Consider the following 13,586-nt stretch of genomic DNA (forward strand, 5'->3'; position numbering starts at 1 on the left):
TGGTGATTAATTAAGCGGGCTATTGAGCTTATGGCATGATGCATCACACAAAAACTGAACTCTGATAAACATGGACGGTCATTTTTGTGCGGACATGAGCTGCGGTTCGTGCTGTAGCAGAGCTTTAAGCAAGATAGCAGCGAAGCCCGGCTTACGTTTGCCGTTTTGGCTTTCGGGCTCTACCAAACCGTTTTCCAGCACCACAAAAGCATATTCCCTATCACCACTGCGTAAAAAACCGGCCAGGTTTGATACACCTTGCATACTGCCGGTTTTCGCCTGGACCCGGTCTTTTAACGGCAGCGAATTGAAACCGCGTTTGTAAAGCAGCGTGCCGTCTTTTCCTGACACAGGCAGCCCATCCTTGAGGGAGGCGTAGTCTTCTGTGTGATGGATCAACAGCAATGTTTGCATCAATTGGCGGGCATTCAGGAGGTTGTAGCGTGATAATCCCGAGCCATCAACCAGATTGGCGCTGGACAGGTCCACACCGAGCAACTTCAAATTGGCGGCCATTTCCTGGCTTCCCTGATAGAAGTCCGATTCATCCTGCCCCTTCATCTTACCCAATTGCTTAAGCAGCGCATCGGCAATCAGGTTATCCGACTCTTTGAGCATTTCACTCAGTAATGAATCCATAGGAGCCGACTGATGGTCGGCAACCAGATGAACGCTGGCAGGCAGCGTATGTAAACGTTCGGCTATTGGCGCGTTGAATCCGGCTGCTTTCAAGAGAGCTGCAAGCTTGTCCTGTAACCAAACATCCGTGTCTGTCACTGCGATGGACAAAGGCAAGGCTTGTTTGCCGCTGTAGCAGCCGTGGAGCAGGTATCGGTTGGGGCCAACCACCGCCAGGTGCGGGCTGCATTCTTTGAAGCTGGCCCCCGGGCGATAGCTCAGCTGGTTATCAATGGAAATTGCGGCATCCTTCACCAGTCTCACATAGGTGCCATCGCCATTTTCTGTTGGTCGCAGTGATGCCTTGACGCAATTTTTATCGAGACTGAACTCGGCAACCGGTGAGGCGTAACACACCCCCAGGTCGTCCCAAACCCATCCGGGCGCCTTATCGCTCTTATCGACCGCAGACACCAAATAAACCTGATTAATGGTGTGTACGCCTTGCTGCTTAAGGCTGCCAAGCAGAGCGCTGAGTTCGGCGCTGGTGAGCAGTGGGTCGCCGCTGAAACCGATATAGAGGCGCTCGATTACAGGAGGTTTAAATCCCTTGACGAAAAGCTGGGTATGAAACCGAAAATCCCGCCCCAGGGTATGCTGTGCTGCCAATGCCAGCAGTAACTTTTGCACACTGGCGGGTAACATGGCGCGTTCGCTGTTATCGCTGATAACCACCTGCTGGGTTTTCAGATCAACAGCAAGTACGGCAACATTGGTCTGTTTGGGCTTAATGGCAAGATACCAGTCAGGCGCAATATCCTTCGAGGGAGAAAGCGCAGTTGCAGGTAATATGGAAAATGGAGTATCGGCGGAAAAGGCCGGTTTTGAGCCGTGTTCCTCATCGATAGGGAGTGTGTCTTGCAGTAGCGGCTCGACAGGCGCGTTATCGGGTACCTCAGTTGGTTTCACTGGTTGAGAACTTGCTGAGGGGGAGGCTGTCACCGTGCTTTCCATATCAATGGAAAGCCAGGGAGTGGCTGATGCCACAAATGCAAATGAAATCGATAGCCCTGCCAGAGAGCGAACGAGTGCCTTTGTCATCTTGGTAGTCATTAAACGTGCCGTCATGCTGCATCCTTTTTTGGGTTCTATCCAAAACCCGGTGGCAGTTCTATCCATTGACTCCTGCGCTTATGGGGGCTCGATTGCTGCGGTCAGCTTTGATCCCGGGGATCGTCTTTTTCCATTAAGCGGTAGAAACGCAGGGTAACAAAGAGCACCAGAGCGATAAACAGCGGCAGCACCAAAATGCCCAGCACGGTTTTGTAATGGAACAACACAAAGGCGCCAACGAGGGCAAGCGCTACAGTGAACAGGATTTGCAGGTTAGGGCGATTCATGGTTGTTCCGGGGGCGGCAGCTTCTATGCGGTCACTATAGCAAAAGCCGATTAGGGGTGTAACCACTGCACCAACTAAGCAGGGGGTCTGTCACCTATTGGACAAAAGTTGGTCGGAATTTTCATCAGGCATGGCTATGATGGCAAAAATGCTTGCCCCGAAGGGCGCTTATCGGTAATTTCTAGCCCTTAATCGACTAAGGACCCTCTATGCCTCATCTCAGAATTCGCGGTCTTGCATCTGACGCTGTGGCCCGATTGAGCCGTGACTTGCCAGCGCGACTGGCCACAATAACGGCGACTGATGTGTCAAGTTACACCCTGGAGTGGATCCCAAGTCAATTTTTCCAACAGGGAGAAGCATGCCAACCACTGGTAACAGTGGAGGTGCTTTGGTTTCAACGGAATGAATCAACGCAGGACGAAATGGAAGCCTGCATTCGTGAACACCTTTTGGTTGAAACCCAATTGAGTGTTGCCGTCATATTTATTGGGTTGGACAAGCGGGGTTATTACCGTGATGGCCGGCACTTCTAAGGAGACAGATCTTGGTTGAAAAGCTGCAAGGCATTGCCCTTCAACCTGAGCAGCTCAAGTGGCTGCTGACCCCTCAGGATTTCAAGTCTTGTCTGCTCGAGCGCATCGCATCGGCCAAACAGGCCATTTATATAGCGGCTCTCTATCTTGAAGACGATGAAGCGGGCAGGGAAGTGATGGACGCTTTGCTGGCTGCCAAAGCTGCCAACCCGTCGCTGGACATCAAGGTGTTGGTCGATTTTCACCGGGCCCGTCGCGGGCTTATCGGCCACAAGGGTGACAGCGGTAATTACCTGATGTACCGCCGCGTGATGGAGAATCACCCCAGCGCTTTTGGCATCTACGGCGTGCCGGTAAAAGCCAAAGAGTTCATGGGTGTCTTGCACCTCAAGGGCTTTATTATCGACGATGCTGTTATCTACAGCGGCGCCAGCCTGAATAATGTGTATTTACATCAAGTAGATAAGTATCGCTTCGACCGTTACCACCTGATTGAAAACCACGCACTTGCCCTGAGCATGCGCTCGATGATTGATAACTATCTGCTCGCGGACCCTGCCGTCAGCCTGCTGACCCAGGCTGCCGAAGACGAAGTGTTACCGCAAAAGGTAGATGTACGCACGTTCAAACAGCGTTTGTGTGAAGCGCAATACCAGTTTGAGGGGGTCTCCCGCGGGAACAGGGTAACCCCACTTGTTGGCCTTGGCAGCAAGCACAATGCCTTGAATAAGGCGGTGATTTCCCTGGTTGAGAGTGCCCGCACTGAACTCTTTATCTGTACGCCTTACTTCAATCCGCCCCGGGTGTTGGTGCGCGCACTGGTTAAACAGCTCAGAAACGGCGTTAAAATCGATATCGTGGTGGGAGACAAGACCGCAAATGACTTCTTTATCCCACCGGAGAAAGAGTTCAACACCATAGGCGCGCTGCCTTATCTGTATGAACAGTCACTGCGCAAGTTTGCCAAACGTCAGCAGTGGGCAATAGAGGCAGGACTGCTCAATATCCACCTGTGGAAGCACGATAACAACAGTTATCACCTCAAGGGGATCAGCGCGGATAATCGCCGCCATCTGATCACAGGCTCAAACCTGAATCCCAGAGCCTGGGGACTGGATCTGGAAAACGGTCTGCTGGTACAGGATGAGACGGGAGTGTGGCAGCAAAGTTTTGCCAAGGAGCAGGCCCATATTCTCAATCACACTCACAGGCTGTATCACTACAGCCAGGTTGATACCCTGCATCATTACCCGGTACCGGTGAAGAAAATCATGAACCGCATCCGCAGGCTTAAGGCTGACATCTTGCTTCGTCGCATCCTGTAAGTCCGGCGATATTGCGGACAGGAAGGCCGGCAATATCGCCGGCTTTTTTATTGCACTTATTCAGACTCAAGACGTCAAATTCAGGGGCAAATTGATGCCAACTCGCGTATTATGCTCCGCCCCGGCAGTGTGAGCCGGGATAGCGATTATCACCCTTGCCAGTTTCGGAGCGCCTTTCACCATGGTTAATGAGAAGAAGGAACACGCGGTACACAGGCTGTATCAGTATCGTAAATCCATATCATCAAAACCATTCACCGCACGGGGTAAAAATTTACGTAGATGCGAGCAATGTCTATTGGGGACCCAGTTTTGCACCTGTGAATATCGCTCACAGCTTAATACCAAAGCCGCCTTTATGTTGCTGATGTACGATGATGAAGTGCTCAAGCCAACCAATAGTGGTCGCTTAATTGCCGATCTGATACCCGACACCTGGGCCTTTTTGTGGAGCCGTACCCAAGTAGATGATGAGGTGCTGGCGCTGATAAAGCATCCTGACTTTATGCCCTTTGTGGTTTTTCCTGGGGAATATGCCGCGCCTGAGCAAGTAGTACATCAGGCCATCAGTGAAGAGATGCTGGCGGGCAAACGGCCACTCTTTATCATGCTGGATGGCTGCTGGCGGGAAGCGGTGAAGATGTTTCGAAAGAGCCCCTATCTGGCAGGCTTGCCGCTGCTGTCATTCGATGCCGGTGAACTTGCGCGCTATGCCCTGCGCAAAGGCCAGCGGGATTTTCAGTTTGGTACCGCAGAAGTGGCGGCCATGGTGCTTGGCGCTATGGGTGAAAGCCATAACAGTGAGCAGCTTGCCACCTGGTTTGATTTGTTTGTGGAGTCAACCCTGCTTGGACGCAACCGCAGACCCGGCGCCTGCCTTGATGAGCGCCATCGCCTTATTGCAAGGTTCAATGAGGGGCAAACCCCGATTTAGGGTTAAAGCAGCCGGCGATACTGAGTTGGTCGGAGCGACAAGATTCGAACTTGCGACCCCTGCCTCCCGAAGGCAGTGCTCTACCGGACTGAGCTACGCTCCGAAACCATATGAAAAACATACAGCTGTCTCGATGACTTCACAAGATGGCGATAGCAGAACAAAAAAACACCGGCCTTAGCCGGTGTTTTCTATTTTGGCGGGAGCCATATCTGGACGCTCAGCTCATACTCCCGACTCCAATTTACACACCTACCTCGGTGCCATCGACTTTTGAGATAACCACAGTGGCAGCCCTTGGTCTGATGCTCATGCCGGCTGGGGTAACCTGGGTCGCATCATCACTGTAAGGCCAGTTACCTGGGTGCTGGATATTGGCAAACAGACTTTGATAATCAGGGCTGAAGGCCACACCTGTTACTTCACAGTCGTTGGGACCAACGAAGAAACGGCGCAGTTCCATTTGGTTATCCGCGCGAAGCGGCTTTTGGTTTCCATCGGCGTCGAGCAACTTTGATGGCACCACGGCCAGCATCTGGTCGTTGGTGTGCTCAGTCACTTCCTTGGCTCCGTTGTCGGTTTGTACCCACATGATGCCACGTGGGTCAAATGCCAGACCATCGGGGCTTGCGAACTGGTTCTCATCGGTCAGGCCGCTGAGATTGGTTTCGCTGTCACCATTGGCAGGAGAACCAAATACGAAGATATCCCAGCTGAATTCCGTGTCGGAGGCGCCTTCATCCCAACGAATGATATGTCCAAAGCTGTTTTTCAGACGTGGGTTGGCCGGATTGGCTTCGGTGCGTCGGGTGTTGTTGGTCAGTGTCAGGTACACACTGCCGGTGAAAGGGTCGACAGCACACCATTCAGGGCGATCCATTGGGGTCGCACCCACCAAGTCTGCAGCACCTGCGGTGTTAACTATGATGTCGGCAAGCGAGCCCAAATGCTCACCGAGGGTTTTACCGTCGGTGGTGACAGTATCAGGCACCAGTGGTAACCATTCACCCTGGCCATCCTCGTCGAAGCGCGCCACGTAAAGGGTACCGTTATTCATGTACTTGTCACCGGTGGCAATGCGGTTGCTGCTGTTGGCATCAGCCTCAGACCAAAGCGCATCTGACACATATTTGTAGAGATACTCGAAGCGGGAGTCATGGCCTGAGTAGAACACCACGGGTTTGCCTTCTTCGAGCTTGCCGAAGGTGCAGCCTTCATGGCGGAAGCGACCAAGGGCAGTACGTTTGATACCGCGCTGATTAGGGGTGTATGGGTCGATTTCAACGATATAGCCGTGGCCATTGGCCTCATTGCGGTAATCGTAGAGGGCACTCATACCTGTGGGGGTGGTGTCGAAGCGGCTGAACTCATCTGCACGCTCTTCATCGTGGCCGGCAAAATGGTTCCATCCGTAGCGGGTGTCTTTGGTTGCAACACCGATACGGGCATTGGCGGCAGACATTTCGCCTTTGTTGACGAAATACTCGGGCCAGTTCTCTTCACAGGTCAGGTAAGTGCCCCATGGCGTTGAACCGTTACCGCAGTTGTTCAGGGTACCGCGGGCCTGGCTGCCATCGGGCGAGAATGCGGTAACCAGATGATCGCTGTATGCAACAGGGCCTGCCATATCAAACGTGGTAGCGCCGGTGAAGCGGCGGTTATGGGGATCGTTTTTAATGACTTCCCATACACCATTGGTGCGTTTGATACGCACCACAGTGACGCCGTGAGCATTGATTTCCTTGCGTACTTCATCAAGGATGGTGCGAAGACCCGTGACTGGGTCAACGGTCGGACCGGCAGGATGCAGGGCGTCGGGTTCAATATATTCATGGTTGATACACAGCAGACCATCGTCGGCGGCATCATTCAGTGGGAAAAAGTGCATACCGTCGTGGTTCTGACCCACGGCATTGGCCTGATCGTCTGACGTGTTACTGCCATCTGCTTTCCAGGGGGCAGCTTTGTCATTCAGTGGCGTCCCCCAGGGAGCCAGCACCTGAGCACGGTAGCCTTCCGGAATGGAAACGCCATCGGTGAGCGAACCGGGAATGGAGTTAAAGCCCAGAGTGATGTCAGACTGGGTCGGCGGTGGCAATGGCGTAGGCGTGGTCACGGGAGGCGTTACCGGGTTAGAATCACTGCCACAGCCAGCGAGGCCCAAACCTGCAAACGCGGTCATGGCGCCGAGGCCCAAACCACTTTTTACAAAGTTGCGGCGAGATAGATGACGGTCCAACACCTCGGCAAATGGGGTATTGTTGCTTTGGTTAAAACATTTTGGATTATGGGTGGCCTTGCTCATGATCGCTCCGATAAGACATTGTAATGTTGGCTTAATTCGAAACGACAAGTTAGTGGTGTTAAATGACGTTTGTGTGTATTAAGTATGACGATTGAATGAAAGGGGGGCTCTCGGTGAGCCTATACTCTTGTTATCACAATAGGTAAGGATGAACCTATGCAAGCCTCGACTGTTATGTTGCAAATCCACCACCGTCTCGAACCGGGTTGTCTTGGGCCGGATGGTGTTAACCATGTTGAGGCCTTTTGTCGTCTGGCCCAGGAGGCGATGAAGCAAGTCTCTCCCGGGATCTGCCGCTGGCAATTGGAGCCCCGCTATGACAAGCGTCTTGCCGAAATGAGTTATTTCCTCGGGGCCAAACAACTCACCCGCGAACAGGCGGGCAAGTATTTGCAACTCTTTGGCGAGGATATAGATTCCTTTGAAGAGCGGTTTCACGACAAGCTCACGCAGTTAATCCATCAATATCTGGCCCGTAAGCCCTGAAGTCTTGGGTAACGGCGTCTCTATGTGGCACTGAAACCTTGGGTTGGCGCATCCACTGGCGTTAGCCATTCAGCCGGAGGAGCGGCCTGCCGTGCCGGGCTTAATTTCAAGCATGCAACTTTGCTGTAGCCCTTGCCAGAGACGGATATGGTCTCTCACAGCCGTTTTTATTTCTGTGGTGATGCCGCTGTCGCTGAAGTAATATTCCACTTGAGCTTGCCACTCGCTGCCATTAAACAGCGATTGCATATCGGATGAGAGTGCAAATTGGCTCTCACTGTACACACCGAGATAGGGCTGAATCTTGCCAATAAAATATTTCGTCAGAATATTGAGCAGAATTTCCTGTCGGGCGGGGTTGTGGCCAGGGGTACAGCGCATCAATTTATGGCCATCGAGGCGCTGATTGAGTCTTCGCAGGGCCCTCAAATGCGAATCCATGCCTGCCATGTAGCGCGCCAAAAAATCACTTTTTCTGAGTAACTTGACTGCTCGATTAACATCCATAACGTCGACAGAGCCTACATTGTCAGACTCGATAGCGTTGCGAATTGCCAGCAGGGTGCGCAGTTGCTGCTGCGTATCGGAAAGCCCGGCATTGCCACGGGCACTATCCAGGCCAATCCGTTTCACAAACAGGCGTTGCCGTATGTCATCATCGTTTTCCAAAAACCAGATAAAGCTTTCATGCAGTGTGGATTGCTTGCGCTCAAGTTCCTCAGCCAGCTTGGCGCTCAGTGCGTTATCGTTTTGCAATGCTTCTATGCAATTTGGGGCGGCCTGAATAAATTCAATCTCATAGGCGAACCGAACCGCGGGTTCAGCAACCTTACCCAAACTGCTGTTGTGGTTGGCGATAAGGCCGCCGAGGTGGCAGTGCCCAAGCCTGCCAAGTTCCAGCAGACCAATGGAGCCGCCTTCATGTAATCCACGCTTTGGGGGCAGAGGAAACCGCGGAATTGTTGCGGAAGAAAAGGGCGTTTCGTCCAGTGACTCATCACCCAGGATTCTCACAAGACGTTGTTCATAATCTTCCCAAAGGGCATCGGCGCCAGTGGGTGAGCAAGCTTGCAACACACCACACAAAACCATGAGTAAACACGGCGTCTTTAGCCTTGTAGCGCTTCGCTTAAACCTTAATAAAACCGCCACCTGTTGCCTCTATCTGAAGTTAGTCCAGGTAAACCTGAGTATGTTAACTATACGCAACTGGCATCCTATTGGGTCAATCACTATGGAAGAAACAGACACAGTCTTGTGTTATACCATCAGCGCTGGTCGCTGACAGGGAGAGATAGGAGAGTGTCGATGGCGACCACAGGCAGGCATCAACAAGGTGAAATAAAAAAGGCAGTTTTACCTGCCTTTTCATTGAGAATGGACTGACGCCTTATTGGCTCTTGCCTTGAGGCAAAGTCATTATCCTGTTGTTACGGAACACGTTCAGTTCGCGTCCATCTGACAGTGCATCGCCCTCAACAGTCTCCTGGGTTACCCTTGACGGCGCAAACTGGGCAACAGCGGCAGCTGGACAACTGCCATCGAGTCGGTATTGAAGCGCTGCCGCCAGCATGGCTTCGGCAGGATCGCCAAGCTGCTTGGTGAAATCGTCAGCCAGGTTACAGCCGTTGACTGGCTCGCCACTCAGAACCGGTGAGTTTCTCGGTTCAAAGCCGTCAGCATAGTCACCAAAGCCTTTGTCATTTTCACCGCGGAACTGGATGGAGAAATAGGTCGTACCGCAATTATCCGTAGGATAAAAACCATAAGGCTTACCACAGGTACGGTTACCAATCTGCACGACATCCAGGTCAATGCCTCTGAGTCCGTTGATAATGGCTTCGGAGGCAGAGCAGGTGGCGGCTGTCGTTAATACAAATACCCGGCCCAGCCCCAGATAAGGGAGTGCTTGCCCCTGACTGTAAGAAAAGCCTACGCCGGTATTAATAAAGGGCATGGGCACCAGCGCCTGGCCAGTCACTGGATTGGTGCTGGTGTGTTTGTCGTTGAAGGTAGTGTTTTCGAATATTTTGTTTGAGGTTCTGCTTGGCCCGGCAATCATATAGCCGAGCTGGCTGGCAATCGCGAGCAAACCACCCCCGTTATAGCGCACGTCCAGCACCAAATCGGTTACGCCTTGCGCTTTGAGGGTATCGATGGCACTCACCAGTGCGCCTTCTGCGGTGGCGATGTGGCTATTGAACTGCAGATAGCCAACCTTGCCCGAAGTTGTCGTGATAGCTTTGACATTTTGCACCGGAACCTGTGTCACGGTATTGGCGGTCAACGACACGGTTCTCTCTGTGCCATTCACGTCACGAATTTTAAAGGTCGATGCCTTGCCTTTTTCTGTGGGGAAAAACGCGGCGTTTAACGCATCCACGTCGTTGCTGTAGACCACATCCACACCATTGGCCTCCAAAAACTCGGCACCGCGAAGAATTCCGGCATTGGCAGCCTGACTGCCGGGCTCGGTATAGGCGGCCACAATCTGCCGCGGAGGGGATGCTTTAAGCAGCTGGAACTCGACCCCATAGCCCAAAGATTCACCGGAGTTGGACAGCGCCTCCCATTCTTCGGTGGACATGGAACCATGGAATCTGTCTTTATAGGCACCGCTCGATGTCGTTTGGGTCGTTTTCAACTGGTCAAAATAGGCTTCAACTGTATTGAAGTTACTTGGATTGTTATCTGGAACTTCGCTATACCAGAGGTAGGTTTCATTGGTCCAGGAACGCAGCCACATCTTTTCATGGAGGGCGGTTCCGGTTTTATCACTGGTACCGCCACGGGGATTGGCGCAGAAATTTTTATAAACCCCGGCATCGGCAAAGGTTCCCTGTACCCAGGTGATGTCACCTGACGTACCGCCGTTATTGCCACCGGAACCTGTATCACCGGATGAAGAATCACCACCGCCCCCGGAGCAGGCTCCAAGGGAGAGCATCAGGGCAATTGCCACACTGCTTTTGCGTAGGTACAGCATATCCAAAACTCCTTTTTCGTATTAATGCCGATTAAAATCAGCCGTTTATTTTGCTCATAATATCACTTATCAGTTGATGTGCCAGCTTACAATCCCGTTCAGGCAAACGCCCAATACTGTCCTGCAGCCAGGGTCTGAGTTTGTCCTGTTCCGAGAGTCCAAGCAGGCCGGCAAGTTCTTGGGCTTTGTGTTTGAGGGACTGTATCTGGCGCTCATCGGCGGCCCTGGCCTGCAGGCCAATCGTACGCTCAACACCAGTGAGGGCATAGGTATACACCATCACCGCCTGGCCAAGATTGAGTGATGGATAGTCACCGGCAAGGGGAACATAGCTGAAGAGATCGCACTGGGAGAGCTCCTGGTTGGATAAGCCACTGGACTCCCGGCCGAACACCAACGCCATGGAAGGGGCGCCGGACTGCTTGAGGGTAGTGCCCAGTTCTTCAGGGGTGAGAAAAGTGCGGGGGCTGCCTCGCTCTCTGGCGGTCGTGGCGATGAGCAGGTCAAACTCTGCTCGCAGGTCATCGAAGGAGTCCAACACCCGCGCATTATCGAGTATGTCTGTCGCACCATGGGCAACCCAGCGCGCTTCATCCTCCAGATGTTGCTGGCTGCCAATTAAAATCAGTTGGGTAAATCCCATGGTTTTCATGGCCCGAGCCGCGGCGCCTACGTTTGCCGCGCGGGCAGGTTCTACAAGTACAACGGACAACATAACAACAAAACTCTCCTGTACAGCGTTATCTGGTGAAGAGTATATCGGTAAAGCCGTATGAGCCCGAGCCTTTTCAGTTCCTTAACAAGGTTGATGTCGATAAACAGCAAAGACTGATGCCTGACGGGAACGGTTTACTGCTTTCGATGCGTTATCCGGTTAAATTTCAGTCAAACTCCTTAGGGTATGACCTACGGTTATGTGCATAACTTAATAGCCATTGTCCGTCATGAACATCTCCAATGCCCGACAGCCAAATCACGCTCGTCAGAAGACAATCCACCCTGGTAACGCTACTTAACATTGCCGGGATTGGGTGCCTTCTGGCGTTTGGAGCAGCCAAGTGGCATCAGGCAGCAGCGGGGGATTCAGCACTCGCTGAAGTTGACAGACAAATAGCTGACAGAAGCCTGAGTTCAGAGCCTTTGGTGTCGGGCGATACCTCACCAGCAACGACAGCGGCTATTTCTGGTGATGCAAACCCGACAACGGATACGCAGCTTTCAACACCCGATATGTCCGATTGGTCGACTGCCCGTAAAAAAGGGTTTCATGAGTTATCGACCTCAATACCGTTGGGAAAACTGACCATCAATGACATTTCCCTGGAGGTGGCCCTGTTTGATGGTGATTCAGAGCTCAATCTGAATAAGGGCGTGGCCCGGGTTCATCAGGGGGCCGCTTTGGGTGAGAGCGGTAATCTGGTGATTGCCGGTCACAGGGATTCCTTCTTTCGCAAATTAGGGCAGCTTGGGAAGGGCGCGGTGATAGACATCATGTCGATAGATGGCGAGCTCCATCGCTATCAAATAACCGACTCCTGGATTTTGACTCCCAAAGATACCTGGGTGATGGCACCCGTCAGCACGGATGTGCTGACTCTGGTGACTTGCTATCCGTTTTATTTTGTAGGCAGCGCACCTCAGCGGTACATAGTGCGGGCCAAAAAAGTTTCCACCAACCAACACTAAGGAAATAACCATGAAAAAAGCTCTCGCCGCAGGTCTTTTGGCCTTTGGTGCTGCCACTCCGGCACTTGCTGCCGACTGCAGTGACGTGGTTTGGCATCAGGATGTGCTTGCTCAATACCCCAGCGTTGCTAACGCTTGTCAGGATGTTATTGAGAAAGATGGCAAGCAGTACGTCAAGCTCAAAGCTGAATTTGTCCGTTACAGTGAGCCCCGTAAAGCTATGCTGGATGTTTATGAGTCCGATGGCACCAAGCAGCGTCAAACGGTCGCCCTCAAGTCTGGTGCTACAGTGGATGCGGGAGGCAATCAGGTCGGCTGGGACGCACTGCCCCGCGGTTATGAGCTGGAGTTTTATGTCCCCAGCGACCGCTTTGAGGTGGATGAGGTGACTATGGTAACGCCCGTTGCGCCTGTGGAGCCTGAAACCCGCCCCGCCGAGTTGCCAAAAACAGCGTCTTGGGTGCCAGCACTGGGTGCCCTTGGTTTGGTGTTGCTGGCGCTTGGTCAGGTGTTTACCCGTCGCCGCCGCACTTAACGCGTGACAATAACGATAAAAAAGCCGCGCAAGCGCGGCTTTCTTTTATCTGAACTGAACTGTTATCTGGCCAGACTATTGGCTGATTCGGGCCAACATCAGTTTTTAGAGGTGTTGAACACAGTGTCAGCGCGCCAGACCCGGTACTTCAGCTCCGCACCCTCCGGAATATAAAACACCATCGGCAGCTTGCTGTTGTAGGCAAACTTGTAGTCACCTGGAATGCGCACAAAAGCTTCGGTCTTGGCTTTATCGAAGCAGGCCATCATGGTGCTTGGGCCCTCAGCAATTTCGGTGACTTCGTAGTAGTTATAACCCCACCCTTTGAGATCCCTGGTTTGCATCTCGCCTCTGAGGCCATGTTTGTTACAGTCCACCAGCTTGGTTTGGCCGATTTGGACTTCCACCATGTAATTACCTTCGTTCTCAAGCGCCGGTAAGGTGAGAATGTGCTGCACCATACCGGCAGCGGGGGCTGGAAACATTTTGCTGGCGTCCTGCGCCTGGTAATCGGCAGAGGTAAAATGCTGGGCGGTGATCATGTTTTGATTTACCCCGTCAGGATGCGCCGGTGATGTGGCGTAGGCAACCGAGAGGGTTGCCAGGGAGAATAGACCGGTCAACATCAGGTTTTTAACAGAAAAGGCTTTTTGCATAATAGCTCCTTGAAAGGGGATATCCCCAAAAAGTCATCGGGATTCATACCCGCTGTATTCCTGTAAACGAGGCTAATCCGAAAAAGGGTTAAAGCCCATGAAAAAAATTTATTTTCGCC

13 protein-coding genes and 1 tRNA gene are annotated in these 13,586 nt (G+C 52.5%); 6 read left to right on the plus strand and 8 right to left on the minus strand.

All coding sequences use genetic code 11. The annotated features are described in order from the left end of the window. Positions 1–78 precede the first annotated feature (78 nt). On the minus strand, positions 79–1,587 hold the full coding sequence (dacB, locus tag K0H79_RS08990; RefSeq protein ID WP_220078009.1) for a D-alanyl-D-alanine carboxypeptidase/D-alanyl-D-alanine-endopeptidase: 1,509 nt from the start codon (positions 1,585–1,587) through the stop codon (positions 79–81). Positions 1,588–1,832: 245 nt separating this feature from the next. Continuing rightward, positions 1,833–2,018, minus strand: coding sequence for a hypothetical protein (locus tag K0H79_RS08995; RefSeq protein WP_220078010.1), 186 nt, complete (start codon positions 2,016–2,018; stop codon positions 1,833–1,835). 209 nt (positions 2,019–2,227) lie between these two features. Between K0H79_RS08995 and K0H79_RS09000 the strand changes: the two genes are divergently transcribed. The 3 genes from K0H79_RS09000 to K0H79_RS09010 all read left to right on the plus strand — a co-directional run bounded on the left by K0H79_RS09000 (position 2,228) and on the right by K0H79_RS09010 (position 4,813). After that, positions 2,228–2,554: a DUF1904 domain-containing protein gene (locus K0H79_RS09000; RefSeq protein WP_220078011.1), complete on the plus strand. Its 327-nt coding sequence runs from the start codon at positions 2,228–2,230 to the stop codon at positions 2,552–2,554. Positions 2,555–2,565: 11 nt separating this feature from the next. After that, positions 2,566–3,879, plus strand: a complete 1,314-nt coding sequence (gene pssA / locus K0H79_RS09005) for a CDP-diacylglycerol--serine O-phosphatidyltransferase (RefSeq protein ID WP_220078012.1) — start codon at positions 2,566–2,568, stop codon at positions 3,877–3,879. A 181-nt stretch (positions 3,880–4,060) separates the two neighbouring features. Continuing rightward, on the plus strand, positions 4,061–4,813 hold the full coding sequence (locus K0H79_RS09010; protein WP_220067704.1) for a tRNA-uridine aminocarboxypropyltransferase: 753 nt from the start codon (positions 4,061–4,063) through the stop codon (positions 4,811–4,813). A gap of 26 nt (positions 4,814–4,839) precedes the next feature. Here K0H79_RS09010 and K0H79_RS09015 read toward each other — a convergent pair. Both K0H79_RS09015 and K0H79_RS09020 read right to left on the minus strand, forming a co-directional pair. Further along, positions 4,840–4,916: transfer RNA gene (locus K0H79_RS09015), tRNA-Pro, on the minus strand. Positions 4,917–5,057: 141 nt separating this feature from the next. Further along, a complete protein-coding gene (locus K0H79_RS09020; RefSeq protein WP_220078013.1) occupies positions 5,058–7,118 on the minus strand; it encodes a PhoX family phosphatase in 2,061 nt (686 codons plus the stop codon). 156 nt (positions 7,119–7,274) lie between these two features. On the opposite strand from K0H79_RS09020, the gene K0H79_RS09025 reads away from it, so the two are divergent. Next, positions 7,275–7,604 (plus strand): hypothetical protein, encoded by a 330-nt coding sequence (locus K0H79_RS09025; RefSeq protein ID WP_220067706.1) that lies wholly within the window; start codon positions 7,275–7,277, stop codon positions 7,602–7,604. 69 nt (positions 7,605–7,673) lie between these two features. Here the strand turns inward: K0H79_RS09025 and K0H79_RS09030 are convergent, their stop codons facing one another. The 3 genes from K0H79_RS09030 to K0H79_RS09040 all read right to left on the minus strand — a co-directional run bounded on the left by K0H79_RS09030 (position 7,674) and on the right by K0H79_RS09040 (position 11,305). Then, positions 7,674–8,681 carry a DUF3080 family protein gene (locus K0H79_RS09030; protein WP_220078014.1) on the minus strand — a complete coding sequence of 336 codons (1,008 nt, stop codon included), beginning with the start codon at positions 8,679–8,681 and terminating at the stop codon, positions 7,674–7,676. A gap of 313 nt (positions 8,682–8,994) precedes the next feature. Then, complete coding sequence (locus tag K0H79_RS09035; protein WP_220078015.1) at positions 8,995–10,590, minus strand: S41 family peptidase; 1,596 nt, start codon at positions 10,588–10,590, stop codon at positions 8,995–8,997. 37 nt (positions 10,591–10,627) lie between these two features. Further along, positions 10,628–11,305, minus strand: coding sequence for a tRNA/rRNA methyltransferase (locus tag K0H79_RS09040; RefSeq protein WP_220078016.1), 678 nt, complete (start codon positions 11,303–11,305; stop codon positions 10,628–10,630). Between the two features lie 242 nt (positions 11,306–11,547). Here K0H79_RS09040 and K0H79_RS09045 point away from each other — a divergent pair, with 242 nt between their 5' ends. Both K0H79_RS09045 and K0H79_RS09050 read left to right on the plus strand, forming a co-directional pair. Further along, the gene (locus K0H79_RS09045; protein ID WP_220078017.1) at positions 11,548–12,276 is read left to right on the plus strand and encodes a class D sortase; all 729 of its coding nucleotides are present in this window, start codon (positions 11,548–11,550) and stop codon (positions 12,274–12,276) included. A 10-nt stretch (positions 12,277–12,286) separates the two neighbouring features. Beyond that, complete coding sequence (locus K0H79_RS09050) at positions 12,287–12,811, plus strand: LPXTG cell wall anchor domain-containing protein (RefSeq protein ID WP_220078018.1); 525 nt, start codon at positions 12,287–12,289, stop codon at positions 12,809–12,811. Positions 12,812–12,909: 98 nt separating this feature from the next. Here the strand turns inward: K0H79_RS09050 and eco are convergent, their stop codons facing one another. Then, positions 12,910–13,467 (minus strand): serine protease inhibitor ecotin, encoded by a 558-nt coding sequence (gene eco / locus K0H79_RS09055; RefSeq protein WP_220078019.1) that lies wholly within the window; start codon positions 13,465–13,467, stop codon positions 12,910–12,912. Positions 13,468–13,586 lie beyond the last annotated feature (119 nt).

This window comes from Shewanella sp. FJAT-52076, from assembly GCF_019457455.1.
GTDB lineage: Bacteria > Pseudomonadota > Gammaproteobacteria > Enterobacterales > Shewanellaceae > Shewanella > Shewanella zhangzhouensis.

Coding starts and splice junctions, on each gene's coding strand:
- K0H79_RS09025 (WP_220067706.1), top strand. CDS start 7,275: ATGCAAGCCTCGACTGTTATGTTGCAAATCCACCACCGTCTCGAACCG.
- K0H79_RS09045 (WP_220078017.1), top strand. CDS start 11,548: ATGCCCGACAGCCAAATCACGCTCGTCAGAAGACAATCCACCCTGGTA.
- K0H79_RS09000 (WP_220078011.1), top strand. CDS start 2,228: ATGCCTCATCTCAGAATTCGCGGTCTTGCATCTGACGCTGTGGCCCGA.
- K0H79_RS09035 (WP_220078015.1), bottom strand. CDS start 10,590: ATGCTGTACCTACGCAAAAGCAGTGTGGCAATTGCCCTGATGCTCTCC.
- K0H79_RS09040 (WP_220078016.1), bottom strand. CDS start 11,305: ATGTTGTCCGTTGTACTTGTAGAACCTGCCCGCGCGGCAAACGTAGGC.
- K0H79_RS09020 (WP_220078013.1), bottom strand. CDS start 7,118: ATGAGCAAGGCCACCCATAATCCAAAATGTTTTAACCAAAGCAACAAT.
- K0H79_RS09050 (WP_220078018.1), top strand. CDS start 12,287: ATGAAAAAAGCTCTCGCCGCAGGTCTTTTGGCCTTTGGTGCTGCCACT.
- eco (WP_220078019.1), bottom strand. CDS start 13,467: ATGCAAAAAGCCTTTTCTGTTAAAAACCTGATGTTGACCGGTCTATTC.
- K0H79_RS09010 (WP_220067704.1), top strand. CDS start 4,061: ATGGTTAATGAGAAGAAGGAACACGCGGTACACAGGCTGTATCAGTAT.
- K0H79_RS08995 (WP_220078010.1), bottom strand. CDS start 2,018: ATGAATCGCCCTAACCTGCAAATCCTGTTCACTGTAGCGCTTGCCCTC.